The sequence below is a fragment of the Mesorhizobium sp. WSM4935 genome (genome assembly GCF_029625735.1).
Classification (GTDB): Bacteria; Pseudomonadota; Alphaproteobacteria; order Rhizobiales; family Rhizobiaceae; genus Mesorhizobium.
In genome coordinates, this window is record NZ_JARTVR010000004.1 from 503,829 (window position 1) to 529,065 (window position 25,237).

At 63.9% G+C, this 25,237-nt stretch carries 21 protein-coding genes and 1 pseudogene; 15 read left to right on the forward strand and 7 right to left on the reverse strand.

What is annotated here, in order from left to right; genetic code table 11:
• The first annotated feature begins 22 nt into the window (after nucleotides 1-22).
• Nucleotides 23-526, forward strand: a complete 504-nt coding sequence (locus tag P9273_RS14115; protein ID WP_040996637.1) for a DUF417 family protein — start codon at nucleotides 23-25, stop codon at nucleotides 524-526.
• A gap of 1,333 nt (nucleotides 527-1,859) precedes the next feature.
• Here P9273_RS14115 and P9273_RS14120 read toward each other — a convergent pair.
• A complete protein-coding gene (locus P9273_RS14120; protein ID WP_278049452.1) occupies nucleotides 1,860-3,452 on the reverse strand; it encodes a GMC family oxidoreductase in 1,593 nt (530 codons plus the stop codon).
• Between the two features lie 208 nt (nucleotides 3,453-3,660).
• On the opposite strand from P9273_RS14120, the gene P9273_RS14125 reads away from it, so the two are divergent.
• The 4 genes from P9273_RS14125 (at nucleotide 3,661) to P9273_RS14140 (ending at nucleotide 8,372) form a co-directional block, all read left to right on the forward strand.
• Nucleotides 3,661-4,743, forward strand: coding sequence for a sugar ABC transporter substrate-binding protein (locus P9273_RS14125; protein WP_278049453.1), 1,083 nt, complete (start codon nucleotides 3,661-3,663; stop codon nucleotides 4,741-4,743).
• 107 nt (nucleotides 4,744-4,850) lie between these two features.
• Entirely contained in the window at nucleotides 4,851-5,891 is a 1,041-nt protein-coding gene (locus P9273_RS14130; RefSeq protein WP_278049454.1) for an ABC transporter permease, read from the forward strand.
• A 5-nt stretch (nucleotides 5,892-5,896) separates the two neighbouring features.
• The gene (locus tag P9273_RS14135; RefSeq protein WP_278049532.1) at nucleotides 5,897-7,399 is read left to right on the forward strand and encodes a sugar ABC transporter ATP-binding protein; all 1,503 of its coding nucleotides are present in this window, start codon (nucleotides 5,897-5,899) and stop codon (nucleotides 7,397-7,399) included.
• Nucleotides 7,400-7,403: 4 nt separating this feature from the next.
• The gene (locus tag P9273_RS14140; RefSeq protein ID WP_278049455.1) at nucleotides 7,404-8,372 is read left to right on the forward strand and encodes an ABC transporter permease; all 969 of its coding nucleotides are present in this window, start codon (nucleotides 7,404-7,406) and stop codon (nucleotides 8,370-8,372) included.
• Between the two features lie 83 nt (nucleotides 8,373-8,455).
• On the opposite strand, the gene gloA is transcribed toward P9273_RS14140, so the two are convergent.
• Nucleotides 8,456-8,869, reverse strand: a complete 414-nt coding sequence (gene gloA / locus P9273_RS14145; protein ID WP_042639186.1) for a lactoylglutathione lyase — start codon at nucleotides 8,867-8,869, stop codon at nucleotides 8,456-8,458.
• Nucleotides 8,870-9,030: 161 nt separating this feature from the next.
• Here gloA and P9273_RS14150 point away from each other — a divergent pair, with 161 nt between their 5' ends.
• A complete protein-coding gene (locus P9273_RS14150) occupies nucleotides 9,031-10,473 on the forward strand; it encodes an FAD-binding oxidoreductase (RefSeq protein ID WP_278049456.1) in 1,443 nt (480 codons plus the stop codon).
• Nucleotides 10,474-10,476: 3 nt separating this feature from the next.
• Nucleotides 10,477-11,262: a FadR/GntR family transcriptional regulator gene (locus tag P9273_RS14155; RefSeq protein WP_040996621.1), complete on the forward strand. Its 786-nt coding sequence runs from the start codon at nucleotides 10,477-10,479 to the stop codon at nucleotides 11,260-11,262.
• Between the two features lie 61 nt (nucleotides 11,263-11,323).
• Here the strand turns inward: P9273_RS14155 and P9273_RS14160 are convergent.
• Nucleotides 11,324-12,235: pseudogene (locus tag P9273_RS14160) on the reverse strand (NAD(P)-dependent oxidoreductase); the annotation flags it as partial.
• Between the two features lie 98 nt (nucleotides 12,236-12,333).
• On the opposite strand from P9273_RS14160, the gene P9273_RS14165 reads away from it, so the two are divergent.
• From P9273_RS14165 to P9273_RS14200, 8 genes are all read left to right on the forward strand, one after another.
• The gene (locus P9273_RS14165) at nucleotides 12,334-13,083 is read left to right on the forward strand and encodes a FadR/GntR family transcriptional regulator (RefSeq protein WP_040996617.1); all 750 of its coding nucleotides are present in this window, start codon (nucleotides 12,334-12,336) and stop codon (nucleotides 13,081-13,083) included.
• Nucleotides 13,084-13,349: 266 nt separating this feature from the next.
• Nucleotides 13,350-14,336, forward strand: coding sequence for an aldo/keto reductase (locus tag P9273_RS14170; protein WP_278049461.1), 987 nt, complete (start codon nucleotides 13,350-13,352; stop codon nucleotides 14,334-14,336).
• A 5-nt stretch (nucleotides 14,337-14,341) separates the two neighbouring features.
• A complete protein-coding gene (locus P9273_RS14175) occupies nucleotides 14,342-15,205 on the forward strand; it encodes an amidohydrolase family protein (RefSeq protein ID WP_278049462.1) in 864 nt (287 codons plus the stop codon).
• 277 nt (nucleotides 15,206-15,482) lie between these two features.
• Nucleotides 15,483-16,715, forward strand: a complete 1,233-nt coding sequence (locus P9273_RS14180) for an ABC transporter substrate-binding protein (protein WP_278049463.1) — start codon at nucleotides 15,483-15,485, stop codon at nucleotides 16,713-16,715.
• 85 nt (nucleotides 16,716-16,800) lie between these two features.
• Entirely contained in the window at nucleotides 16,801-17,670 is an 870-nt protein-coding gene (locus tag P9273_RS14185; protein WP_040997610.1) for a branched-chain amino acid ABC transporter permease, read from the forward strand.
• 13 nt (nucleotides 17,671-17,683) lie between these two features.
• Nucleotides 17,684-18,763 (forward strand): branched-chain amino acid ABC transporter permease, encoded by a 1,080-nt coding sequence (locus P9273_RS14190; RefSeq protein WP_082045109.1) that lies wholly within the window; start codon nucleotides 17,684-17,686, stop codon nucleotides 18,761-18,763.
• Nucleotides 18,750-19,478: an ABC transporter ATP-binding protein gene (locus P9273_RS14195; RefSeq protein WP_040996608.1), complete on the forward strand. Its 729-nt coding sequence runs from the start codon at nucleotides 18,750-18,752 to the stop codon at nucleotides 19,476-19,478. Before P9273_RS14190 ends, P9273_RS14195 begins: the two co-directional genes overlap by 14 nt.
• Complete coding sequence (locus P9273_RS14200; RefSeq protein ID WP_082045096.1) at nucleotides 19,475-20,212, forward strand: ABC transporter ATP-binding protein; 738 nt, start codon at nucleotides 19,475-19,477, stop codon at nucleotides 20,210-20,212. Before P9273_RS14195 ends, P9273_RS14200 begins: the two co-directional genes overlap by 4 nt.
• A gap of 196 nt (nucleotides 20,213-20,408) precedes the next feature.
• Here P9273_RS14200 and P9273_RS14205 read toward each other — a convergent pair whose 3' ends face one another.
• The 4 genes from P9273_RS14205 to P9273_RS14220 all read right to left on the reverse strand — a co-directional run bounded on the left by P9273_RS14205 (nucleotide 20,409) and on the right by P9273_RS14220 (nucleotide 25,224).
• Nucleotides 20,409-21,572: a mandelate racemase/muconate lactonizing enzyme family protein gene (locus tag P9273_RS14205; protein WP_278049464.1), complete on the reverse strand. Its 1,164-nt coding sequence runs from the start codon at nucleotides 21,570-21,572 to the stop codon at nucleotides 20,409-20,411.
• A gap of 174 nt (nucleotides 21,573-21,746) precedes the next feature.
• Nucleotides 21,747-22,676, reverse strand: a complete 930-nt coding sequence (locus P9273_RS14210) for an ABC transporter permease (RefSeq protein WP_278049465.1) — start codon at nucleotides 22,674-22,676, stop codon at nucleotides 21,747-21,749.
• Nucleotides 22,677-22,741: 65 nt separating this feature from the next.
• Complete coding sequence (locus P9273_RS14215; protein WP_278049466.1) at nucleotides 22,742-23,650, reverse strand: ABC transporter permease; 909 nt, start codon at nucleotides 23,648-23,650, stop codon at nucleotides 22,742-22,744.
• 50 nt (nucleotides 23,651-23,700) lie between these two features.
• Nucleotides 23,701-25,224 (reverse strand): sugar ABC transporter ATP-binding protein, encoded by a 1,524-nt coding sequence (locus tag P9273_RS14220; protein WP_278049468.1) that lies wholly within the window; start codon nucleotides 25,222-25,224, stop codon nucleotides 23,701-23,703.
• Nucleotides 25,225-25,237: the final 13 nt, after the last annotated feature.

Genomic DNA, 25,237 nt, shown 5'->3' on the forward strand with positions numbered 1-25,237 from the left:
CGCCTCAGGCAAAGGACACAGGATGCAAAGAGAGTTCAACATTGCTGAGAAAGGCTTCGGCTCGTATTGGCCGCTCGCCATCCTCAGGTGGGTAATGGTGCTGATTTTCGTATCGTTCGGGATTCAGAAATTCACACCGCAGTCGGCACAGGGAATCGCTTTATATATTTCGCACAGTCCGTTTGTTTCCTGGCTGCAGATTTTCGGAATTGAGGGCGAGGCTTATCTTCTGGGCTATATAGAGCTGTCGACGGCACTTCTCCTCGCATTGGGCGCTTTTGTGCCCGTCCTATCCGCGCTCGGAGCGTTGATCGGCGTCGGTACTTTTTTGATCACTTGGTCATTTTTCTTTACGACCCCCGGAGTGGTGATATGGAGCATCTCCGCCGATCCCATTGCATGGAATCTCGCGGGAGAGTTTCTCTACAAAGACGTAGTGCTGCTTTGCGTGTGCATCGTTCTGCTTCTTAGCTCCCTTCCGTCCGGCCTTATCCCTCTCAGAACAAAAAGGGAGGATGGCGATTGAGCCCGACCCGGTCGAGGAAGTCGTCGTAGTCCGCAATGAGGCCGTAGGCTCGATGAATTTGGCATCATCACCGTCGCACCGGCCTGAGTGCTCGATACAAACTCTTCGTATGTCGAGCACGGACCGTTAAGACCAGGATCGGCATCGCCTACAGATTCTGGCAGCCCACTGGTGCGGGCCTGACGGACCCCATCGCCGGCGAAAAAAAGGGCGGCGGCCATGCGCGATCTGCACGTTACGCTTCGTGCCGGGGTTTCATAACGATCAGGAACTGGCGCGCGCAACGCCTTTCGCCATCCGTTCCGCTATTCGCTCAAGCCAGTGCATAACTCCTCCCACGAAATCCCTGCCTGAAAAAACCCAGCGGCCGACGCATACGAGGATTTGAGGTTCGGAACATGAAAGCGTCGGATGCCAGTATTGGGCGGGGGCGCGTCTTAATTGATGCAGCCTCAGCTTAGGCGCACTGTTTGCGCCTTCATTGGGATGCCGGCACATGGTAAGCCGACGATTACTATCCACAGTCTGCATCTGGTAGCAGGGGGGCGTGTCTGCCCTCTCTGAGGTGCCATCCCCCAGTGCGCCGGACTGACCTTGACCATGTTTCCATCCGGCCTTTGTCTCCGCTGGCATGGAGAAACCAATGGATGCTCGCCCTCGTCGTCGATCACAGCCAGTTCGAAGGCTTGGAAGAACGGCGCGTTGAGGACCGTGTTCCACATCTGCAGCGGCAGTCCGCAATTGCCATCAGCGATGCGAGAACCACGGCAATCAACCGGCGGGCGCCCAGTCTTTGCGCGATCTGCTCCGCGAGGGTAGGGCAACAACGCCTTCGGTTATGCGCTGAGCATCGAAGCCGACCAGAAACGAGCGCTTCAGGGCAAGTGGACCCTAACGTCACAGGCTCAACTCCCTTCCTCCTCGGTGCGCTTCAACAGCCTCACCGATCCGTTCGACGCATCGGTACCGCTGAGCGGCAGCGATGCGCCCACCGGCAAGGCCGGACTGTCGCTGGACTGCCAGGATGCTGGACGGCGCCCACGGCAAGGTCCCCGCATGTCTACGGCATCGCCAACCTCCATCACAACGGCAATGACGTGGATATGTCGGGCACGGCCTTCCATGAGCACGATCGGCCGGTCTGGGGCGGCTGGCGCTCGGCGGCACGCTGTCACCGGCTGACGATCGCTGCATGGTCTTCGGCGAAGGCTTCGCCCAATCCAGCCTGAAGAACTTCGGCGGCAGCCGTTCGCGCGGCGGCAAGGTCGGCTCATCGTGGCCGACTACAGCCGCGCGGACTTTCCGCCGCGCGAGACGTTCGAGGACGATCGAACTATGCCGCTGGTGCCTTGCCCGCGATCATATCCGCCGCCTTCTCGGCGATCATGATCACCGCTGCGTTGGTGTTGGAAGAGACGATGCGCGGCATCACAGAGCTGTCGCAGACGCGCAGGCCGGCAAGACCGCACACACGAAGCTCGGGATCGACGACGCTGTCGGCATCGTCACCCATGCGGCAGGTGCCGACCGGATGATAGGCGCTGCGGCCATGCTGGCGGGCAAAGGCTTCGAGCGCCGCGCGGCCCTTCGTCGCCGCTCCCGGCAGATGCTCGCGGCTGATGTATTTGGCGAAGGCCGGTTGCGACAGGATCTCGCGGCTGATCTCGATGCCGTCGACGGCGCGTTCGAGGTCGTAGCGCTCGGCGAAAGGATTGGGGTCGATAATCGGCGCATCGCGCAGATCCGCCGAGCGCAGCGCCACACTGCCGCGCGAACGTGGCCGCACATGGTAGGAGTTCAGCGTGCAGCCGTTGCCGCCGGGAACCGAGCCGATGCCTTCCTCGACGCCGGCGCCGGGCAGGAAATGGAACTGGATGTCCGGCGTCCTCTCGGCGCGGTCGCCCCACCAGAAACCGCCGGCCTCGACGATGTTGGAAGCCACCGGTCCCTTGCCGAACAGCGCGTATTCGAGACCGGCGACGGCCTGCCAGCGCTTCTTCTTGTAGCGGTCGATGCCGTGCGGCCCGTTGAGTTCGGCGACGACGTCGACATCCATGTGGTCGTGCAGGTTCTGGCCGACGCCGGCGAGATCGTGCACCACTTTGATGCCGTGCTGGCTCAGATGCTCGGCCGGGCCGATGCCGGATAGCAGCAGCAGTTTCGGCGAGCCGATGGCGCCGGCGGTGACGATCACCTCGCGCTCGGCACGCAGCAGCTCGGTGCGGCCGGTGGCCACGATCTCGACGCCGACGGCGCGGCCGTTCTCGACGACGACGCGGCTGACCGTGGCGTCGGTGCGCAAGCTCAGGTTCGGTCGCGCCAGGGCGGGCTTGAGATAGGCGACCGCCGTGCTCGAGCGCCTACCGTTGCGCGTGGTCGTCTGGTAGAAGCCGGCGCCTTCCTGCTCGCCGGCGTTGAAGTCGGCTCGGAAAGGCAGGCCGGCCTGCTGCGCCGCCTTGACGAAGATCCGGGTCAGCGGATGCGGCGCGCCGCTGGAAACGCCGAGCGGACCCTCGATGCCGTGCTCACGGCCCGCGAAGGTGTCGTTGCCCTCGGAGCGGACGAAATAGGGCAGCACATCGGCGTAGCTCCATCCGGCGCAGCCGAGGTCGGTCGCCCAGCCGTCATAGTCCTGCGGGCAGCCGCGGGTGAAAACCTGCGCATTGATCGAGGAGCCGCCGCCGAGCACCCGCGCCTGCGGATAGACCATGACGCGACCGTTGATCTCCGTGCCGGGCGCGGCGTCATAGCCCCAGATCAGCGGTCCCGACGTCATCTTGAAGAAGCCGACCGGCATGTGGATATAGCGATCGGTGTCGGGCGGACCGGCCTCGAGCAGAACCACCGACAGGTCGGGATCCTCGCTCAGCCTGGCGGCAAGAACGCAGCCGGCCGAGCCGCCGCCAACGATGATATAATCCGCCATTCTCGCTCCCCTGCCGAGGCGAAGTCAGTGCCTCGCTCTTCATGCGCGCGACGATCTCAAGTCGCTTGTGCCGCGTCAAGAGAAAGAGTATGGTTGCCGTGTTGAAGGGTTGTCATACAAGTAGAGGAGGATAACCCCTCGCTGGAGGATCCGGCCGCGCGCCCTGCGCAAGCGCCGGGCGGCAAACAAATTCAATCGGGAGGTCGAAATGAAGGACAGCAATGGTCTTGTTTTTTCCGGCAGGGTAAACCGCCGGACGCTGATGCTGGGCGCTGCCGCCGGGGGGGCGACGCTGGCCATGCCGAATGTGCTGCGCGCGGCCGACAAGCCGACGCTGGTGACGTCGATCCGCTCGTTGTCCAATCCCTATCACGCGGTATGGAAGACCGGCGCCGAGGCCTATGCCAAATGGGCCGGACTGGAGCACGTCACGCTGGTCTCGGAAGGCAACAGCGAGAAGGGCATCGCCGACATCAAGGCGATGCTGGCCAAGACCAACGGCAACATGGTGCTCAATTCCGATCCCAACGACACGCCCGACGCGCGCCCGATCGTCGAAGCCTGCGCCAAGGCCGGCGCCTATGTGGTGACGCAGTGGAACAAGCCGGCGGACCTGCACCCCAAGGATTTCAACCCGAACTACGTCTCGCATATCGAGTTCGACGGCATCGCCAGCGGCAAGACCATCGCCGAGATCCTGTTCAAGACGATGGGCGGCAAGGGCGGCATCGTCGCGCTCGGCGGCCTGATCTCGACCACGGCCGCGATCGAGCGGAAGAAGGGCCTCGATGCGGCGCTTGCCGCCAATCCCGACATCAAGCTGCTCGACTTCCAGGTCGCCAACTGGAAATCGACCGAGGCCTTCGACCTGATGGGCAATCTGCTGACCCGCTTCGGCGACGACATCAAGGGCATCTGGGCCGCCAATGACGACATGGGCTCCGGCGCACTCGAAGCGCTGCGCGCCGAAAACCTCGCCGGCAAGGTGCCGATCGTCGGTGTCGACGGCATCAAGACCGCAGTCGACGCGGTGCGCACAGGCGAGTTCGCCTGCACGGTCACCTCGGATCCGTTCTGGCAGGGCGGCATGGGGCTTGCGATCGGCTACAACGCCAAGATCGGCAAGTTCGACCCGGCCAAGGAGCCGCCGGAGCACCGCGAATTCTACGGCAAGGCGGTGCTGATCTCGCACGACAATGTCGAGGAATATTACAAGACCAATGTCGAGTCGAAGCCCGAGATTGACTGGAACGATCTGTGGGGCCGGGTGACCGGAGCGATCCGCGCCTGACCCGTTGGGGCGGGCCGGCTTCTCCCTGGCAGCGGCCCGCTCCCTTTTTGCCGGCGTCTTGCGCCCGTGGCCACGACGCCTGTCACCAGCAGACGGGAAGCGGTTTCTTGACAATCCAGACAGAACCCCTGAAGTCCGTTTCGGACATCGAGCGGACGACGCTTATGACATTCCTCCCCGGCCGCATCGCCAGCATGCTCAGCGGCAGGCGCTGGCGCAGGCTCGCGCCGCTGGCGGTGCTGGTCGTGCTGTGCATTCTGATCACCATCGCTAATCCCAATTTCATCGAGTTGCGCAATCTTGTGCGGCTGGCGAACTCCGCTGCCGTGCCGCTGACACTGGCGATGGGGCTGACCTTCATCATTCTGATGGGCAGCATCGACCTTTCGGTCGAGGGCACGCTGTCGGTGGCCGCGATGGTGGTGGTGCTGCTGGCAGCCAATGACAGCAACGGCAACGATTATGGCTGGTGGGCGGTGCTGGCGGCGATCGCCGCGGGCACGATCATGGGGCTGATCAGCGGTCTCGTCCAGACGATGCTGCGCATCCCATCTTTCATGGCGACGCTCGGCATGTGGTTCATCGGGCTCGGCCTGTCGGTCTATATGCTGGGCGGCTCGGCCATCCGCCTTAACGACGCCTCGATCCGCGACCTCGCCTTGCATCGTTTCCTCGGGCTGCCGCTGGCGGTCTGGGTCGCCATCGGCGCGTTCGCCCTTGCCGCCGTTATCCAATATTACACACGGCTCGGCCGCCACATCTTGGCGATCGGCGGCGACGAGGACGTGACCAAGCTCTCCGGCGTCAACGTCACGCGCGTGCGCATCGCGGCCTTCGCGCTGGCGGGTTTCTTCTTCGGCATTGCAGGCGTGCTCGCCGCCGCCCAGCTCGGCCAGTCGCATGCCGTCATCGGCGACGGGAGGCTGTTTGCCGCGGTCACGGCGGTGGTCGTCGGCGGCACGGCGCTGACCGGCGGCGAGGGTGGCGTCGTCAATACGCTGATCGGCGTGCTGATCGTCACCGTTTTGGCCAACGGCATGATCCTGCTGGGCATCTCGCCTTACATCCAGCAGACGGTGCAGGGCCTGATGATCATCGCCGCCGTGGCGCTGTCGCTCGACCGCGTTCGCCTTAAGATCGTGAAGTGACCGCCATGCTGCAGGCGTCGAACATCATCAAGAATTTCCCCGGCGTCCAGGCGTTGCGCGACGTCTCCATAGAGGTGCGGCCAAACGAAGTGGTGGGGCTGATCGGCGAGAACGGCGCCGGCAAGTCGACGCTGATGCGGCTGCTAGCCGGCGGCTACCGGCCGGATGGCGGCACGATTACCCTTGACGGCGAACAGCTCAAGCTGCGCAACGCCCGCGACGCGGCCAGGCACGGCATCGGCATGGTGTTCCAGGAGCAGTCGCTGGTTCTCAACCTGACCGTCGCCGAAAACATCTATTTGGGCGAGGAAGACCGCTTCACCCGCTTCGGTCTCGTCAATTGGCGCGCCATGAACGCCGCGGCGCGACGGCAGCTCGCCAAGATCGGCGTCGACATCGACGTCACCGCGCGCACCTCCGAGCTGACCTTCGCAGCGCGCCAGATGGTCGAGCTCGCCAAGGCGCTGACGCTGGAGGAGATGGTCGAGCGTCCATTGCTCATCCTGCTCGACGAGCCGACCTCGGTGCTCAACGCCGCCGATATCGAGGTTCTGTTCGCGCGGGTGCGCTCGCTCAAGTCCCGCGCCAGCTTCGTCTTCGTGTCGCACCGGCTCGACGAGGTGCTGGCGATTTCCGACCGCGTCTACACGATGAAGGACGGCGCGGTCGTGGCCGAGCATCGCGCCACGCAAGTCACCGCGCCGGAGCTGCACGAGATCATGGTGGGGCGCGGGCTGCAGGCCGAATATTACCGCGAGGCGCGCCAACGGCCGCCGGGCGACAAGATCATGGTCGAGGCCAAGGGGCTGGGCGCTAACGGCTTCTATCACGGGGTCGATCTTTCGATCCGCGCCGGCGAGATCGTGGGCATCGCCGGCGTCGTCGGTTCCGGCCGTGAAGAGGTGACCCGCACCATCGGCGGATTCCTGCCGCATGACGCCGGCGAGATGAAGATCGCGGGCGAGCCGGTGCGCTTCGGCTCGCCGGAACCGGCGGTGCGCAGGGGTATCGGCTATGTGCCGCGCGAGCGCAGGCTGGAAGGGCTGGTGATGTTCCTGTCGATCGCGGAGAACATTTCGCTGGCGGACCTCTCGAGCGTCATGCGCAACGGCGCCATCGACTACGGGAAGGAGCGGCGGCTTGCCGCCGACTGGATCAAGCGGCTCAGCATCAAGGCGCCCGGACCGGACGCCGCCTGCCGCAAGCTCAGCGGCGGCAACCAGCAGAAGGTGGTGCTGGCGCGCTGGATGACGGCCGGCTCGCGCATCCTGGTACTCGACCATCCGACGCGCGGCCTCGATGTCGGCGCCAAGGAGGAAGTCTACGAGCTGGTGCGCGATCTCTCCGAGCAGGGCGTGGCGATCCTTCTGATCTCCGACACGCTGGAAGAGACGATCGGCCTGTCGCACCAGGTGCTGGTGATGCGCGACGGCGAGATCACCGCGCGCTTCAATGCGAGCCCCGGCAACAAGCCGAAGCAGGTCGATCTACTGCGAGCGATGGTGTGAGCCGATGAACGAGGTTTTTTCGATCAGGCAGGTCTTCGAAGGCAAGTGGACGCAAGGCGCCATACCGCTGGTCCTGCTCGTCGCCTTGCTGCTGATCATCGAGATCGCCGCGCCCGGCTTCCTGACCGGTGAGACGCTGGCGCTGCTCTTCGCCAACACCGCCGTCCTGTTCATCCTGGCCACCGGCGTCACCTTCTCCATCCTGCTCGGCGGCATCGACCTGTCGATCCAGGCGGTCGCCTCGCTGGCAAGCGTCATGCTGGCGCAGCTCTTGCCTACGCTCGGCTTCGCCGCCTTTCCGGTGGCGATCCTGTCCGGCCTCGGCTTTGGGCTGCTGAGCGGCATCGTGCATGTCAAGCTACGCGTGCCGTCCTTCGTCGCGACCTTGGCCACCGGCGGCGTGGTCACGGGCCTGGCGCTCTGGGTTTCCAACGGCCGCGCCATCACCATCGAGGAAGCGGGCCGCGAAAAGACCGCCTGGATCAACGCCACGATTTTCGGCCTGCCGATGGTGGTGCTGATCTCGGCGCTGATCGGCATCGTCAGTTTCCTGGTGCTGCGCTACACGCGCTTTGGCCGCCAGGCGATCGCGGTCGGCGCCGGCGAACCGGCGGCCTGGGCCGCGGGCATCAATGTCGACCGCACCAAGATCATCGCCTTCGCGGCGTCGGGGATGCTGGCGGCCGTCGCCGGCGTCGTGCTGGCGGCCAGGCTGTCGAGCGGCTCTCCGGTGCTCGCCAACCAGCTCCTGCTGCCGGCCATCGCCGCCGTCATTGTCGGCGGCACTGCGATCACCGGCGGGCTGGGTGGCGTCGCGCGCACCGCGGTCGGCGCGCTGATCATCTCGATCGTGCGCATCGGCATGACCTTCGTCGGCGTCAATATCTTCCTGGAGAACATGGTGTTCGGCGCGGTGCTGATCGCCGCCGTCGCCATCACCATCGACCGCAGCAAGATCGCGGTCATCAAGTGACGGACCGATCCGCACCGCCTCCCAAGCAAGCGCGGACGCAGGGGGACCGCATCGGCGCGAGGCCGGTGCGGTCCGGCCTGAATTTACTGCATAGTGTCCAGACCGATCAGCTCGATCCTGTAGCCGTCCGGGTCCTCGACGAAGGCGATGTGGGTGGTGCCGTGCTGCATCGGTCCGGGCTTGCGCGGGATCTTGGCGCCGCGCTTTTCCAGCTCGGCGCAAACGGCGTAGATGTCGTTGACGCCGAGCGCCAGATGGCCGAAGCCGGTGCCGATCTCATAGGGTTCCTCGCGGCCCCAGTTCAACGTCAGCTCGACGACCGCTTCCTTGTCCTCCGGCCCGTAGCCGACAAAGGCATTGGTGAACTTGCCGCCGGGATAATCCTCGCGGCGCAGCAAGGTCATGCCGAGCACTTCGGTGTAGAAGGCGATCGACTTGTCGAGGTCGAGCACCCTGATCATGGTGTGCATATAGCGAAAGCCGGGGGCGTCGCTCATTGGGAAAGTCCTCCGAATTCAGTGATTTGCCGGTCTGACCATCCACATCAAACGGCTTCGGGAAGCATGGCGTCGCTTGATGTTCTAAATCAGGGTTGTATGATAACACGACAAGATTGGTGGTTGTCCAGTCGTTTTCCGGAAGGGTCCAGGTTCAGTTCATGAATGCCGTGTCGCCCAATTCCGCATCGCTGATCGCCGCCCTCACCGGCGTGCTGTCGGATGGCGGGCTACTGACCGAGGCAGAGGACCTTGTCCGCTACAGCCGCGACTGGTCGGGCGACCATTTCGGCCGCCCGCTGGCGGTGGCGCGGCCCAGCTCGGTGGAAGAGATGTCGGCGCTGATGAGGCACTGCCATGCCGAGCGCATCCCTGTCGTGCCGCAAGGGGGGCTGACCGGCCTTGTCGGCGCCGCGGTGGCGGCTGACGGCAACGAGGTCGTCGTCTCGCTTGAGCGCATGAACCGGATCCGCTCGATCAGCCCGATCGACTTCGCGATGGTGGTCGAAGCCGGCTGCATCCTCGAGGATGCCAAGCGCGCGGCCGAGGAGAGCGACTGCATCCTGCCGATCACCTTCGGTGCGCAGGGCAGCTGTCGCATCGGCGGCAATGTCGCCACCAATGCCGGCGGCTTCAACGTGCTGCGTTACGGCATGACGCGCGACCTTGTGCTCGGCCTCGAAGTTGTGCTGGCCGACGGCCGGATCTGGAACGGACTGAAGGTCCTGCGCAAGGACAACCGCGGCTATGATCTGAAGCAGGTCTTCATCGGTTCGGAAGGCACGCTCGGCATCGTCACCGCCGCTGCGCTGAAGCTCTTCCCCAGGCCGACGCAGATCGAAACCGCGCTCGTCGGCCTGCGTTCGGTCGAGGACGCGATGGCGCTCTATGCGCGGGCGCGGCGCGGCTGCAGCGACCTGCTCACCGCCTTCGAGCTGATCCTGCGCGGTGGCATCGAGATCACCATGCGCGAGGGCAAGGATTTCCACGAGCCGCTCGGCAAGCCTTACCCCGCCTATGTGCTGATCGAGGTTTCGTCCGGAGGGCTGATCGACCTCAAGGATATGCTTTTGAGTTTTCTCGCGGGCGTCGAGGATCTTGTCGAGGACGGCGTTGTGGCATCGACACGGGCGCAGGGCGAGCGCCTGTGGCTTTACCGCGAGATCATGGTCGAGCGTCAGGGGCGCGGCGGCCGCTATCTGCGCACCGACGTCTCCGTGCCGATCTCGAAGCTTGCCGATTTCGTAACCGATGCACTGTTCGAACTGGGGCGGGCGAGACCCGACGCGCTGCCCGTCACCTACGGCCATGTCGGCGACGGCAACATCCATCTCAACGTCGTGCCGCCGGAGGGCATGGGGGTCGAGGCGATCGAGCATCTGTTCGAGGAGGCGGAAGCGGAGATTTTCGCCGTCGTCGACCGCTATGGCGGCTCGATCAGCGCCGAGCACGGCATCGGCCGGGTCAAGCAGCGGGCCTTCCTCGACCGCATCGATCCGGTAACGCTCGATCTTGCGGCAGGCATCAAGGATGCGATCGATCCGCGCCATATATTGAGCAACGGCCGCATTCTGGCGTCCGCATCCGCGCTCGACTATAGGTGAGCGATGACGCTGAAGCTCGACAAGGTCAATCGCGGTCCGCACCTCTCCACCCTCGTGGCGAGTTCGATCTCGCGCGAGATCGCGCAGGGGCGGCTGAAGCCCGGCGATCAGCTTCCGACCGAACAGGCGCTGGCGACCACATTCGGGGTCAGCCGAAACGTCGTGCGCGAAGCGATTGCCAGGCTGCGCTCCGAAGGCCGCATCTGGTCGCAGCAGGGCAGGGGCGCCTTCGTCGCCGACGCCACCAACGCGACGGTGCTGACGATCGACTATGAGACGTTGCAGCGCGCGGATTCCTTCCGCAATCTTTTCGAGCTGCGCGGCATGCTGGAAGTGCAGATCGCCGCGCTGGCCGCGACCCGCCGCTCCGATGCGGATATCGCGGCGATGGAGCAGGCGCTCGATGGGATGCGCACGGCTCCCTATGGCAGCGTCGCCTGGCTGAAGAACGACCTCGGTTTCCACCGCGCCGTCGCAGAAGCGACCCAGAACCCTTATATGGGCCAGTTTCTCGTCTTCGTCTCGGAGCGGGTGCGCGAAAGCATCCTGGCCGCCGGCAACCAGCAGAAGTCGGACGACATGGCACGCACGACACTGGGCGAGCACGAACGCATCCTGGCGGCGATCAAGGCCGGCGACGTGAAGGGCGCGAGCGCTGCCATGACGCGGCATCTCGCAGGTGCTGCCTCACGCGTTGGACTGCCTGGAGGCGAAGCCTCCGCGAAGCCAGCGTCGCCGGCACGGCATTCGCGGCTGCGGAAGGCAATGCGCGGGCAGGCAGCCGGGTAGGCAGCGGCTCAGCCCGCTCGGTCAGCGCCAGCCAAAACGGAGAGAAGCGCCCTTTGCGATTTCACTCAGCCGCCGGCTCAACCAGCGATACCCCATTCAGCCCAGCGACGATATCCGACAGCGCCGGCACGAACTTCTCGCCATGCCCCGTGGCCACCGCCGTCGCAAAACCGTTGCGGACCACGGCGCCGACCGGGTTGGCGATGCCGGCGGCCTGGGCGAAGGAGGTGAGGTAGGTCATGTCCTTCAGCGCATTGGCGATGGCGAAGCGCTGGGCGTTTTCGTTGCGGTTCAGTACGAAGTCGAAGAAGGCCTGGTAGAAGCCGCAGTCCATGCGGCTGCCGGAGATGACGCTGTTGAAGACCTGCGGCGTCAACCCCGCCTTGGCGCCGAGCGTCAGCGCCTCGGAATAGATCGCGGAATAGCCCATCGAGACGAAATTGTTGAGCAGCTTCATGGTGTGGCCGCTGCCCGTCGGGCCGGTGTGGACGATGCGCGCGGCGAAGGCTTCGAGCACTGGCCGCGCGCGGGCGACCGCTTCCGCCGCCCCGCCGACCATGACGTCGAGCTTGCCCTCGGCGGCTTCCTTGGGCGTGCGCGCCAGCGGCGCGTCGATCAGCGTCACGCGTTGAGCTGCAAGTTCGGCGGCGAGAGCGATCGTCGAGGACGGGTTGGAGGTAGAGCAGTCGATGATGAGCAGCGGTTTGTTGGCAGCCGCAAGCCCCTCCGGACCCTTTACGACCGCTTCCACCTGCGGCGAGCCGGTGACGCAAAGGAGAACGATGTCGCAGCCTTCGGCGAGCGCGCGCGGCGTCGCCGACTGGCGGGCGCCAGCGCTGACAAGCTTCAGCGCCGCCTCCTGGTTGCGGTGCGCCCACACTGTCAGCGGCCAGCCCTTGGCCAGAAGGTTGGCCGCCATGCCCGAACCCATCGCGCCCAGCCCGATAAAGCCAATTTGCTGCTTCATGTTGGTCCTTCCTTGCTGTTGGGCTCAAACAAACGAAAGATTGCCGTTGCAACCAAGCGGTGCGATCCTTGGCGCAAGAATCGATTTAAAGGGCCGGTTTTCCGATGACGGATCGCGAGGGAGCAATGTTCGGCGCCATTCGCCAGTCCCCCAATCTGAGGGGCGAGCTGGTCGACAAGTTTGCCGCGCAGATCGAAGCCGGCGATCTTGCGCCGGGACAGCGGCTTCCCACCGAGCAGGAAATCGTCAACGCGACTGGCGTCAGCCGGACGGTGGTTCGCGAGGCGCTGGCTTCGCTGCGCGCACGAGGGCTGATCACGACAAGGCAGGGCCTCGGCGCCTTCGTGGCCCAGGAGCCGCCGCCGAAAACCTTTTCGATCGTGCCGACGGATGTCGAATCGATCGACGAGATCCTGGCGGTGCTCGAGCTGCGCATAGGCGTCGAGGGAGAGGCGGCGGCGCTGGCAGCCACGCGCCGGACCGCCAAGGACCTTGCGCTCATGGCCAGGCAGCTCGACGCCATCGACCGCGCGATCGCCGAAACCGGTCTCGCCGCGACCGAGGATGCGGCTTTCCATCGGGCGATTTCGCTCGCCTCGCACAACGCCTATTTCAGCCGGCTTTTCGACACGTTCGGTACCGCGATGATCCCGCGCCAATGGACGCAGTTCGATCGCCTGGAGCCCGACGAGCGCGAGCGGCATTTCGAGCGGACGCGGCGCGAGCACCGGGCGATCCACGACGCTATCGCGGCCCGCGACGCCAAAGCGGCGCAGCGCGCGATGCGGCTGCACCTGACCCGTTCCTACAAGCGCTTCGAGCAGCTCCGCGACGGCGCCGGACATCTGAAATAGATCGGGCGAGGGCGCCTGAGCGGTGTCTGGCCTGCCGCGACAGGAGGCGGTTACGGCCCGACGTTCTAAGCCCGCCCGGCCTCGATCGGCATCTTGCGCGAATGCCAGGAGCATCCCGTCGTCCTCCAGCCTTCCGATAGATCCAAACCCGGGGCTATCCATAATCACCTTTTGCATGCTTACAGGGTTGTCATACAACCATCCGATCTGATATTCCTGCGGGCACGACCCGTCAAGACGACGTTGGCTTTGAGGAGTGAGTTTCCATGCATCAAAGGCGATTTGGCCGCACCGGCTGGCAAGTGTCGGAAATCGGCTTCGGCAGTTGGGCGATCGGCGCCGACTGGGGCGACGTCGAGGAGAAGGACGCGATCGCGGCGCTCAATGCCGCGCTCGATTCAGGCGTGACGATGATCGACACGGCCGACGTCTATGGCGACGGTCGGGCCGAAAAGCTGATCGCAAAGACGCTGAAGGGGCGGGGCGGCGCGAGGCCGATGGTCGCCACGAAGGCCGGCAAGCGGCTGAACCCGCATGTCGCCTCCGGCTACAATCGCCAGAACCTGACCAGCTTCGTCGAGCGCAGCCTGCGCTATCTCGAGGTCGACGTGCTCGACCTTGTGCAACTCCATTGTCCGATGACGGAGGTTTTCTACCAGCCCGAAACATTCGAGGCACTTGAGAAGCTGGTCGAGGAGGGCAAGATCCGTCACTACGGCGTCAGCGTCGAGAAGGTCGAGGAAGGCATCAAGGCGCTGCAATATCCCGGCGTCGTCAGCGTCCAGATCATCTACAACATTTTCCGGCAGCGCCCCGCGGAACTGTTCTTCGACATGGCGCGCCAGAATGACGTTGCCATCATCGTCAGGGTGCCGCTGGCCAGCGGGCTCTTGTCCGGCAAGTTCAAGAGCGATTCCAGCTTCAGCGCCAAGGACCACCGCAGCTACAACCGGCAGGGCGAGGCCTTCGACGTCGGCGAGACATTCGCCGGCGTGAATTATGAGGAAGGCCTGCAGGCGGTCGAGGAATTGCGGCCGCTGCTGCCGCTAGGCGCGACAATGGCGCAATGGGCGCTGCGCTGGATCCTGATGAACCCGGCGGTGACGGTGACTATTCCGGGCGCCAAGTCCGTCAGGCAGGCGCAGGAAAACGCCGCCGCGTCCGACCTGCCGGCGCTGTCGCCGCAAGTGATGGAGCGTATCGCCGACATCTATGAGCGGCGCATCAAGGCCTCTGTCCACCAGCGCTGGTGAGCGCCATGGGTACCGGCAATCCCCTGGTGATCGACGGGCATCAGCATTTCTGGGACCCGGCGGACGGATCCTGCGGCTGGATGACGGAGGATTACTCCGCCATACGCCGGGTGTTTTCGCCCGAGGACCTCAGGCCGGCGCTTGCCGCGGCCGGCGTGGACAAAACCATGCTCGTCCAGACATGGCATTCGCTCGACGAGACGCGGGCATTCCTGGGCACGGCAAGCCGGACCGATTTTGTCGCCGGCGTCGTCGGATGGGTCGATCTCACCGATGCCGAGGTGGCGGCCACACTGTCGGAACTGAAGGCGCGGCCGGATGGCCGCTATCTGGTCGGCATCCGTCACCTCGTCCATAACGAGGCGGATCCGAACTGGCTGTTGCGCGCGGATGTCCAGCGTGGGCTGGCGGCTGTCGGGGATGCCGGCTTGGTCTATGACCTTCTGTTGAAGGAGCCGCAGATTCCGGCCGCCCTGGAGACTGTGGAGCGGCATCCTAGCCTGCGTTTCGTGGTGGACCACATCGCAAAGCCACGCATTGCGCAGCATGCGATGGAGCCATGGGCTGGATTGATGCAAGGTTTCAAGGCGCATCGCGACCACGTCTGGTGCAAGCTGTCCGGGATGGTCACGGAGGCCGACTGGCGGCACTGGAAAAGTCAGGACCTGCAGCCCTATGTCGACGCGGTGCTTTCGATCTTCGGGCCGTCGCGATGCCTGTTCGGCTCGGACTGGCCGGTCTGCCTGGTCGCCGCCGACTATCAGTCGGTCAAGCGTGCCCTCGACGATTGCCTCTCCGGGTTGACGGAAGAAGAACGGTCGCAAATTCTTGGTGCTTCCGCCATCGAGGCGTACCGCTTGCCGCTGTGACTGTGGCAAGGCTCTGAGTCTCCGCCTTGGCGTTTGCCGGGCCACTTTCATCATCACAATGATCGCGGCGCATGTCTTTGTGTTGGGCATCCTTGTCCGGCGCCTCGCACCGGCTGCGATGAACTTCCCCACCCAAGCTTAGATCGGAAACAGACGAACGAAAGGGGTGACATGACGCCACCTGTTCGCTCGCCCTCAGGCCGGAGTCATGTTGACAGCAGTGTTACATGGTAATAGGGTTGTATGACAAGTTGGTCATGTAACGGGAGGAACATGCATGAGACAGCTAGGACTTGGATTGGCCATGGCAGCCGCGGGGCTCGCCATGGCTTTGCAGACGGCACGTGCTGACGAGGAACTGCCCATCGGCGTCATCGCCGCGCAGTCGGGCTCGTTCGTTTCTGCCGGCAACACCATCGTCGGCGCGGCCAATCTGGCGGCGCAGCAGATCAACGACGCCGGCGGCATCAAGGTCGGCGACAAGACCTACAAGGTCAAACTCTATATCCGCGACAACCGGACGGATGTGAACGTCACCATCGCGGCCGCGCGCGAGCTGGTCAACGACATTGGCGTCAAGGCGATCTGGGGCACCGAGACGCATGACTTCTCAGTGTCTATGGCCAAGATCACCGGTCCGGCCAAGGTGCTGCAGTTTTCCGGCAACAGCTCGCTTGGCGCCGTGCTCGACGACAAGGCCGTCGCCGAGGACGGCTGGCTTCACTACGCGTTCCAGAGCGAGCCGCAGGAATGGCAGCGCAGTGGCAGCACCGCCAAGGGCGTGCTCTCGCTGCTCACGCCGCAGCTGAAATCGCCGCCGAGGCATTCGGTGGTGTTCGTCGGCAACGACGCGACGGGGCAGTATCTGTCATCTCACTATGTCAAGGCGCTCGAGGCGGAAGGGCAGAAAGTCGACCTCGTGCAATATCCGCCGGATACGACCGACTTCTCGCCGCTGCTCACCCGCATCAAGGGCATGAAGCCCGATATCGTGCATTTCTGGTATAATGGCGATTCAACGCTCACCGCCTTCCCGCAAGCCCTCAAGCTCGGCGTGGCGCCGTCCTATTTCCTGTTCGGTGTCGATCCGGGCATCTATCAGGAGCGCAGCTTGAAGGCGGACGTGCCGGTGACGATGAGCTGCGTGCCGGTCTGCTGGGGTTCCTCGCCATACCCCGAGGTGAAGCAGTATTTCGACAAGTATTTCGGCCTCGGCGCCGCCAAGGGCCCGCAGTCCTCGGTCTCGCTGCTCTATTACGATTACTTCTTCTGGTACGCCAAGGCGCTGGAGAAGGTCGGCAAGATCGATGATCCGGACGCGGTGGTCGCAGAGCTCCTGAAATCGGACTACAAGGGCGTCGTTTCCCCTGTACCGCTTGTGTTCAACAAGCATCATCAGGTCACCTTCGCGACCGAGGTCTGCATGGTCGAGCCCAACACATCCGACCAGTTCAAATGCGCGGTCGAGCAGCCGCCGGCCGCACCGCCCCCCGGCGACAACGGCGGCTGAGCCGTTCCGCAACGAAATCCGACATCGGGATGGGCGGCTATGTTCCGCCCATCCTTCCCTGCAGGTTCTCCACCCGGATTTGATGATGGACATTTTTGTGCAGCAACTGGTGAACAGCCTATCGGTTGCCAGCGTCACCATTCTCATCGGCATCGGCATCACTCTGATCTTCGGCCTGGCCGGCATTGTCAATTTCGCGCATGGCGAGTTCCTGATGGTCGGCGGCATGGCGACCTGGTTCATGGTCGGCGCCGGGATGAACTTCTTCGTGGCGCTGGTGTTCGCCGGCCTGCTGGTCGGGGCGCTCGGCTTTGCCGCCGAAAGATGCCTGTTCCGCTTCACGCTTAATCGGCCAATGAACGGCTTCATTATGTCGATTGGCTTAAGCGTGATCCTGCAGCACGCCGTCATCCGCGTCTTCAACGAGTTCCAGAAAAGCATCACCGACCCGGTCGGCCTGGTCTGGACGATCGGCGGCGTGGATGTCACCGCCATGCGCGCGATCGTTGTCGCGATTACCGCAGTGATCGTGGCGATAACCTATTTTGGCATCTCGCGCAGCCGCTATGGGATGGCGTTGCGGGCGAGCGTTTCGGACCGCGACACCGCCGAGCTGATGGGCATTCCGGTCCGCCGCTACGTCACCGGCGTCTTCATCTATGGCAGCCTGCTTGCCGGCATCGGCGGTGCGCTGATGATCTCGCTGTTTCCGATCACGCCCTTCACCGGCAGCGTCATCATCATCCGCGGCTTCGCGGTCTCGCTGATCGGCGGTCTCGGCAATGTCGGCGGCGCCGTCGTCGGCGGTCTCGTGCTCGGCCTCGTCGACGGCCTCAGCGCCGGTTACGGATATCCGGAATGGACCGACGCCTATTCGCTGGTCGTGATGATCCTGATCCTGGTGCTGCGGCCCCAGGGTCTGCTCGGCGGCACGCTCGGCCCGAAGGCATCGTGAGATGTCGATGCCAATGACCGACAACAGCGCCGGCAAGACAGGCGCCGCGCCAGAAGGCGTCAGGGCACGGGATCGGCTCGCGCTTCTGACGGCCGACAATGCCGCCGTTCCGCTGCCGGCCGGCGTCCAGGCGATCACAGCAATCCTGCTGGCGGTGCTGCTCATCGCCTTGCCCTGGCTCGGCCTCGGCTATCGCTTCCTGTCGATCGCCATCACGACGCTCTATACGGCGATCGGCCTCTACGGCCTCGGTCTGCAGTTCGGCCAGGCCGGCATCATGTCGGTCGGCCATGCGGCGCTGATGGGGGTCGGCGCCTACGCCTCGGCTATCCTTTCCGTGCAGCTCGGCTTCGGCTTCTGGACGTCGCTGCCCTTCGCCATGGCCTTGTCGGCGATCGTCGGCGGCGTCATCGGTCTGCCGACGCTGAGAGTGGGTGGACAACATTACATCATCATCACCTTCTGCTTCTGCGCCCTGTTCGTCGTCGTGCTCACCAATGGCGGCACCTTCACCGGATCCGCCACCGGCCTCGATGTCGGGTCGGTCACGCCGTTGCCCGGCATCAATTTCGACAAGCTCTCCAACAATTATTACCTGGTCCTGGCGGCGCTCTTCCTGGCGCTCTCCGCGACCTATCTCATCGGCAATTCGCGCTACGGCCGGACGTTGCGGGCGATCCGCGAGAACGAGCAGCTGGCGCGTTCGGTCGGCATAAATGTCGACCTGCACAAGCTTGGCGTGCTCATGGTGTCAGGCCTGTTCGCCGGCCTGGCCGGGGTGCTGCAGCTCTATTACCTGCGCCACATCTCGCCGACCCTGTTCGGCGCCTTCCCCAGCCTTTACCTGGCCTTGATGGTCATGCTGGGCGGCGCCCGCTACCTCTACGGGCCGCTGATCGGCGCCGTCATCGTCAACTTCCTGCCCGAAGTGCTGAACCTCGATCCGGTCGATTCCCGCATCGCCTATGGCGTCTGCCTGCTTCTGGTGATCCTTCTGCTTCCAGGCGGGGTCGGCGCAGGCATCAAGAACGTCTACTGCGCGGTTCGCGGGGGGCTCGAAAAGCAAGGCGGAGGCACGAATGGCCGCGCTTGAGGTGAGGGGTCTGCGCAAGCAATTCGGCGGCGTCGTCGCGCTCAACGGCATCGATCTCGACATCGGCACCGACCAAGTGGTCGGCATCGTCGGTCCCAACGGCTCCGGCAAGACCACCTTGTTCAACGTCGTCACCGGCGTCCACCCGGCGACCGGCGGCACGGTATCGTGGCAAGGGCAGGACATCACCAATATCGGCGCGCACCGCATTGCGCGAAAGCGGCTGGTCCGGACGTTCCAGCAGGCGATGTCCTTTCCGGGCCTGACCGTCTACGAGAACGTGCGTATCGCCTGGGAGCAGGGCAGGATGAGAGGCAGCCGCTGGGCGTCGCCCGGCATGATCCTCGACTTTGTCGGCCTAGCGCCGCTCGGCAGGGCGATCGCGGGATCGCTGCCCTTCGGCAGCCTCAGGCGCCTTGGCCTGGCCGTCGCGCTCGGCGTCTCGCCCGAACTGCTGCTGCTGGACGAACCCGGCGCAGGGCTGAACGACAGCGAAGCCCAGGCCTTCGCGGCCGTCATCGCGCAACTGCCGCCGCAAGGCATCGGCGTCTGCCTCATCGACCACGACATGGACATGATGTCAGACCTATGCGACCGCCTCATCGTGCTCGACTTCGGCACCAAGATCGCGGAAGGCCTGCCGGCCGAGGTGCTCGCCGATTCCAAGGTGCGCGAGGTCTATCTGGGTCCCAACAGGAAGGCGGCCGCGTCATGAACCTGCTTGCCGTCGAGCATGTAGATACCGGCTATGGGCCTGTCGCGGTCAATCGCGACGTCTCGCTTACGGTCGGGCAAAACGGGATCGTCACCATCCTCGGCCCCAACGGCGCCGGCAAGACGACGCTGTTGCGTTCCATTGCCGGTCTGGTGAAGCCGCGGCGCGGCACCGTGACCTTCGACGGCCGCGACGTCACCGCGCTTCACGCCGATGAGAAGGCCACGCTCGGCGTCGTGATGGTGCCGGAAGGCCGCCACGTGTTCGCCGATATGAGCGTGCGCGAGAACCTTTTGCTGGGCGCCTATTGCCGCAAGGACCGGGATGCGGTCGAGGCCGACCTCGCGTTGATGGAGAACTACTTCACTATCCTTGCCAAGAAGCGCGGCGCCAAGGCGGGTACGCTCAGCGGCGGCCAGCAGCAGATGCTGGCGATCGCGCGCGGCCTTATGGCGAGACCGCGCATCCTTCTGCTTGACGAACCCTCGCTCGGGCTGTCGCCGTTGCTGGTGTCCGAGCTGCAGGGGATCATCATCGATGTGCGCGAGAAGTTCCGCGCGGCTGTGCTGCTGGTCGAGCAGAATGCCGGACTGGCGCTTTCGGTGGCCGAACAAGGCTATCTGATGAATTCGGGGCGCATCGTAGCGTCAGGCGGCATCGAAGAGTTGCAACAGTCGTCAGTCATGCAGGAGCTCTATCTCGGCAAGAGGGCACAAGCAAAAGGAGCCCTGTAAAACGACTCCGCCACAGCACCGGCTCGAAGCACCCGCTAGAGGCCGTTACAGCCATAGGCGGCGCGGCGATCTTCTCCTTAGCGGTCGCCTTCTCTCCGTTGAGACAACTACTCGCGCCATATCGACGGCGATATGAGTACCTATCTCGAGCGTTCGGAGTGCCGAAACCTCGTTTCAGGAGCGCGACCGCTGACGGCTAGTGCAATTGTCGGAAGACCGTAAACAGTTCGGCTTTCTTTTCAAAGCCGACACCTGGAATATCCGGTAGCCCGACATAGCCGTCTTCTACAGCAATGTCGTCGGCGAAGCCGCCAAAGGGCTGGAAAACGCCGGGATAAGATTCGTTGCCGCCCAGATGCAGGCCCGCGGCGATGTTGAGCGACATTTGATGGCCGCCATGCGGAACCAGGCGCCGTGAGGACCAGCCAAGCGTCTTCATCACCTCCAGTGTGCGGAGATAATCCACCAGGCCGTAGGAGAGGGCGCAGTCGAACTGAAGATAGTCGCGGTCGGGCCGCATGCCGCCATGGCGCAGGAGGTTGCGCGCATCCTGATGCGAGAAAAGGTTCTCGCCCGTCGCCATCGGGCCGTCATAGTGGCTCGTCAGTTCAGCCTGTAGCGCGTAGTCCAGCGGATCCCCAGGCTCCTCGTACCAGAACAGGCGGTACGGCCGGATCGCCTCGGCATAGGCGATGGCGGTCTTCAGGTCGAAGCGTCCGTTGGCATCCACAGCCAGATATTTGCCCTCACCGACCACCTCCAAAACAGCCTCGATGCGGCGCAGATCCTCATCCAGCGGCACGCCGCCGATTTTCATTTTCACCACCTTGTAGCCGCGGTCCAGATAACCTCGCATCTCCGCCTGAAGCTTCGAGTGGTCCTTGCCAGGATAATAATAACCGCCCGCCGCGTAGACCCAAACCTTCTCGTCCGCCACGCCTGCCCGGTAACGGTCCGCCAGCAGGCGCCACAGCGGAACGTCGGCGATCTTGGCGACGGCGTCCCAGACAGCCATGTCTATGGTGCCCACCGCCACGGACCGTTCGCCGTGGCCACCGGGCTTCTCGTTGGTCATGAGAGTCTTCCAGATTGCGAACGGGTCGAGGTTATTCTGCTGATGGTCAATGAGCGTTTCCGGATCGGCGCCAAGAACTCGCGCAAAGAAACGGTCGCGCATTAGGGCGCCCTGTCCATAGCGGCCATTCGAGTTGAAACCGTAGCCAACGACCGGTTTGCCGTCACGTACGACGTCGGTGATCACGGCGACGGCCGAGCAAGTCATTTTGGAAAAGTCGATGTAGGCGTTGGCGATGCGGGAGGCAATCGAGACTGTCTTTTCCCTGATGTCCACGATGCGCATAGTTGGTCCTGTCCTTCGAGTGGCGCTGCCGCCGCCTTGCAGTAAGTGGCTGCCGGCGAAATCGCCTGTGCAGTTGGCTTGGTTCTTCGATGGCTGCACGATGGCTCGGGCAGCCTCCTCGTAAGTCCTCGAGCATCATCCAGACGTCCAGACCTTCCGATCGAACTGGCGCCCTCAGATGTCGCCGTTCTTGTCGGTGAGGCCGTGGATCAGCAGCATGACCAAGATGATTGCGCCGAAGATGATCTGGCGCGCTGCGGGGGGCATCTGCATCACGGAAAGGATCGACGACAGAAGCGTGATGAAGATAGCCCCGACGAAGGTGCCGACATAGTTTCCTCGACCGCCCTGGATTGAGGTTCCTCCGATTACCACCGCCGAGATGACCGGCATGAGATAAGGGTCCCCCATACCCTGATAGGCCTGGTTGGTGTAGCCGAGCAGGAGGATGGCGCCGAAACTGGAAAACAACCCTGCAAGGACGAAGGTTGCCACTGTCACCAGATGAACCCGTGCCCCGGCAAGAAACACGGCACGTCGCGAATTGCCGAGCGCATAGAGGTAGTTTCCATAAACGGTCCGTTTGAGCATCCAGACGGTGATCGCCGCAAGGACGGCCCAAACGAGAAAAGCATTGGGGATGCCGAAGCTGCGGCCGGTCGCCGCCTGCGTCGCTAGCCAGGGAACTTCACCGTTAGGACGGCTGTTGCCGGTGTAGAAAACCGCGGCGCCAAGCAGCATGGCGTTGACGGCCAGCGTCCAGACCATCGCGGGCACGCGAAAAACGGCGACACCGATGGCGTTCAACAGCCCGACCGCCATGCCAAGGCACAAGCCCAGGGGAATTGCCAGGCTGGCGATCAGGGGATTGGAACTGCCGGAGGCCGAGATAACGACAATCGCCGTGCCTGTTATGGTCCAGGGCACGGAAAGGTCGATCTCGCCGAGCAGGATCACCATCATGGCGCCGGTGGCGATGATGCCAAGAAAGGCGGCGATCTGAAGCTGCTGCAACAGGTAGCCGGGCTTCAGGAAGCCGGGATACAATAGCGAGCCGCCCAGAAGCAGAGCGACGCAGCCCAGGGCGATCAGCAGGACCGACATCCGGTCCCGGTTGAGCCAGGGGGGGGATTTGCGTGGCGTAACGGTTCGCTCGGTTGCATCAGTCATCAGCGGTATAGCTCAAGCCGGCTGCGCACCCGGAAAACGCCGAGCGCGCCGAGTGCAATTGCGGTTGCCAGGATCAATCCCTCGAAAAACGGTTGCGCCAATGGCGGCAGTCCGGAGAAGAACATCAGCGACGAGATGGTCTTCAGGATCAAAGCGCCGATCACGGCGCCGATGGGGCTGCCCACGCCACCGCTTAGCGCAACGCCGCCCAACACGACGGCGGCGATCGAGTTCAGCGTGTAGGACGGCCCGATATTGGGATCGCCAGTAAGCGTGACCATGCTGACATAAATGCCGGCAAGGGCGGCGACGAAGCCGCTGCTGCTATAGGCGACCAGCTTGAGCCGGTTCACACGAAGGCCGGTCATATAGGCTGACTGTTCGGACGACCCGACGCCATAGAGGCCAAGCCCGACGGTCGTGCGGCGCAAAAGGACCAGCAATGCGACGAGGACGACGACAAGAACGATCGCCGAGACCGGGATGCCCGCCACCGCATAGGTGAGCGCGTCCGACATCGTCTCATCGATGCTGCCGCCAGGCGTTGGCCGCAGAAGCAGGGCGATGCCGCTGAACATACCACCTGTCGCCAGGGTGGTGACAATCGGCTGCACCCGGCCATGGACGACCGCGATCCCGTTTACGAGCCCGCAGGCGACCCCAACGGCGAGCACTGCCACCATGCCAAGAGCGATCGACGTTGGAGATCCGTTGAGAACGAAGGATGCCACCACGTTGGTCAGCGCAACAACAGACCCTACCGAGAGATCGATCCCCTTAACCAGGACGACAAAGAACTGGGCGATCGCGGCAAGCCCAAGCAGCGTCCCTTCGTTCGACCAGATGGTAACCACGTAGGTTGAGAAGCCGCGTGGATGAATGGCGATATAGCCGGTGAAAAGCACCACCAGCGCGAGCGCGGCAATCGCTTCCCTTGCATTTTGGCGAAGCCTGGTCGTCATGCTCGAGCCCCAGCGTGAAGGTGCACATTCATTGAGGCGGCGATGAGCGCGTCGGCGGACAGTTGATCGCCCTTCAGTTCCTTTGCCACACTCCCCCGGTAGAAGACGTAGACCCGGTCGCACAAATGGATGAGTTCCTCATAGTCGGTCGACTGCAGGATCACCGCCATTCCTTCGGCCGCCAGATCGGTGAGCAGCCTGTAGATCTGGGCCTTGGTCCCGAGGTCAATGCCGCGCGTCGGGTCCATCAGCAGCAGGCATTTGGGCGACAGCACCAGCCATTTGGCCAGCACCACCTTCTGCTGGTTGCCGCCCGACAGCGTTGCAACGGGATCCTCGAGCGAACCATAGGTCAGGGCCAGGCGTTCGATCAGTTGCCGCAGTCGCGCATCGCTGTTGCCGTTCAGGTCGAGCAAGCCGAACGGCGCCCGTCCAAGAGCCGCCAGGCGCATGTTTTGCGCAACCGACATGCTGGGGATCAGCCCCTCTGTCTTGCGGTCCTCGGGCACAAGCGCCAGACCGATGTCGGATTGTTTCAGCCTCGGCGGCTTCAGGCCATTCAGTCGCTTGCCGTTGAGTTCGATGCGGCCCGTCACGCCCCGCAACACGCCGAAGACAGCATGCATGATCTGCTGCTGGCCCTGCGCGTCCAAACCGCCGAGCCCAACGATTTCGCCGGCGCGCGCGGCAAGCGATACATTGACGAGCTGGCTTTGCCAGCTGACGTCGGACACGTCCAGAACTGCCGGCGTCGTGTCGGGCACAGGCGGGCGGCGCGGCGGAAAGAGCTCTTCCAGCGAGCGGCCGATCATGAGGCCGACGATCTGATCCGTCGTGCGCGCGCCGACGTCGAAGGTCTCGATATGTCTGCCGTTGCGGAAGACGGATATGCGGTCGGCGATGGCGTCGACCTCATGCATGCGATGCGAGATGAAAAGGATCGCGACACCCTGCGCCTTCAGCATCCTGAGGACACCGAACACCGTCTCGACGAGTTCGCTGGTCAGCGCCGAGGTCGCCTCGTCAAGGATAAGAAGCTTGGGCTTGCGGAACACGGCCTTCGCGATTTCCACCAGCTGTCGCTCCGACAGGGAAAGGCCAGAAACGCGAGCGCCGAGCGGGATCGACCTGGCACCAACCAGGTCCAGCGCCTCGCGCGCCTCCTGATAGACGCCGCGCTCCACCAGTCCCATCCGGGTGCGCGGGGCTGCAAGCGCGATATTGTCGCCAACCGAAAGATGCGGCATCAGCGACAGTTCCTGGAACATGCAGACAGTGCCCTGTTTGGCCGCGTCGCGCGGGGAAGAGAAGCGCACCGTCTGCCCGCCGATGGAGATCGTTCCGCTGTCCGGCTGGATGACGCCAGCCAGCAATTTCATCAGCGTCGATTTGCCCGCGCCGTTCTCGCCGAGAATGGCGTGCACGCGTCCCGGTTCGCAGCGGAAATCCACCTTGGTCAGCGCCGGGACGCCGCCATAGGATTTCGACACCGATTTCAGTTCGACATAGCGATCGGCCATGCGCGCTCCGTTG

Bases quoted from the DNA above. Each gene is read 5' to 3' on its own strand.
- P9273_RS14165 (WP_040996617.1), top strand. From the start codon at position 12,334: ATGACGGATCGCGAGGGAGCAATGTTCGGCGCCATTCGCCAGTCCCCC.
- P9273_RS14135 (WP_278049532.1), top strand. From the start codon at position 5,897: ATGCTGCAGGCGTCGAACATCATCAAGAATTTCCCCGGCGTCCAGGCG.
- P9273_RS14210 (WP_278049465.1), bottom strand. From the start codon at position 22,676: ATGTCGGTCCTGCTGATCGCCCTGGGCTGCGTCGCTCTGCTTCTGGGC.
- P9273_RS14115 (WP_040996637.1), top strand. From the start codon at position 23: ATGCAAAGAGAGTTCAACATTGCTGAGAAAGGCTTCGGCTCGTATTGG.
- P9273_RS14150 (WP_278049456.1), top strand. From the start codon at position 9,031: ATGAATGCCGTGTCGCCCAATTCCGCATCGCTGATCGCCGCCCTCACC.
- gloA (WP_042639186.1), bottom strand. From the start codon at position 8,869: ATGAGCGACGCCCCCGGCTTTCGCTATATGCACACCATGATCAGGGTG.
- P9273_RS14220 (WP_278049468.1), bottom strand. From the start codon at position 25,224: ATGGCCGATCGCTATGTCGAACTGAAATCGGTGTCGAAATCCTATGGC.
- P9273_RS14175 (WP_278049462.1), top strand. From the start codon at position 14,342: ATGGGTACCGGCAATCCCCTGGTGATCGACGGGCATCAGCATTTCTGG.
- P9273_RS14180 (WP_278049463.1), top strand. From the start codon at position 15,483: ATGAGACAGCTAGGACTTGGATTGGCCATGGCAGCCGCGGGGCTCGCC.
- P9273_RS14140 (WP_278049455.1), top strand. From the start codon at position 7,404: ATGAACGAGGTTTTTTCGATCAGGCAGGTCTTCGAAGGCAAGTGGACG.
- P9273_RS14200 (WP_082045096.1), top strand. From the start codon at position 19,475: ATGAACCTGCTTGCCGTCGAGCATGTAGATACCGGCTATGGGCCTGTC.
- P9273_RS14170 (WP_278049461.1), top strand. From the start codon at position 13,350: ATGCATCAAAGGCGATTTGGCCGCACCGGCTGGCAAGTGTCGGAAATC.
- P9273_RS14155 (WP_040996621.1), top strand. From the start codon at position 10,477: ATGACGCTGAAGCTCGACAAGGTCAATCGCGGTCCGCACCTCTCCACC.
- P9273_RS14190 (WP_082045109.1), top strand. From the start codon at position 17,684: ATGACCGACAACAGCGCCGGCAAGACAGGCGCCGCGCCAGAAGGCGTC.
- P9273_RS14205 (WP_278049464.1), bottom strand. From the start codon at position 21,572: ATGCGCATCGTGGACATCAGGGAAAAGACAGTCTCGATTGCCTCCCGC.
- P9273_RS14120 (WP_278049452.1), bottom strand. From the start codon at position 3,452: ATGGCGGATTATATCATCGTTGGCGGCGGCTCGGCCGGCTGCGTTCTT.
- P9273_RS14195 (WP_040996608.1), top strand. From the start codon at position 18,750: ATGGCCGCGCTTGAGGTGAGGGGTCTGCGCAAGCAATTCGGCGGCGTC.
- P9273_RS14125 (WP_278049453.1), top strand. From the start codon at position 3,661: ATGAAGGACAGCAATGGTCTTGTTTTTTCCGGCAGGGTAAACCGCCGG.
- P9273_RS14185 (WP_040997610.1), top strand. From the start codon at position 16,801: ATGGACATTTTTGTGCAGCAACTGGTGAACAGCCTATCGGTTGCCAGC.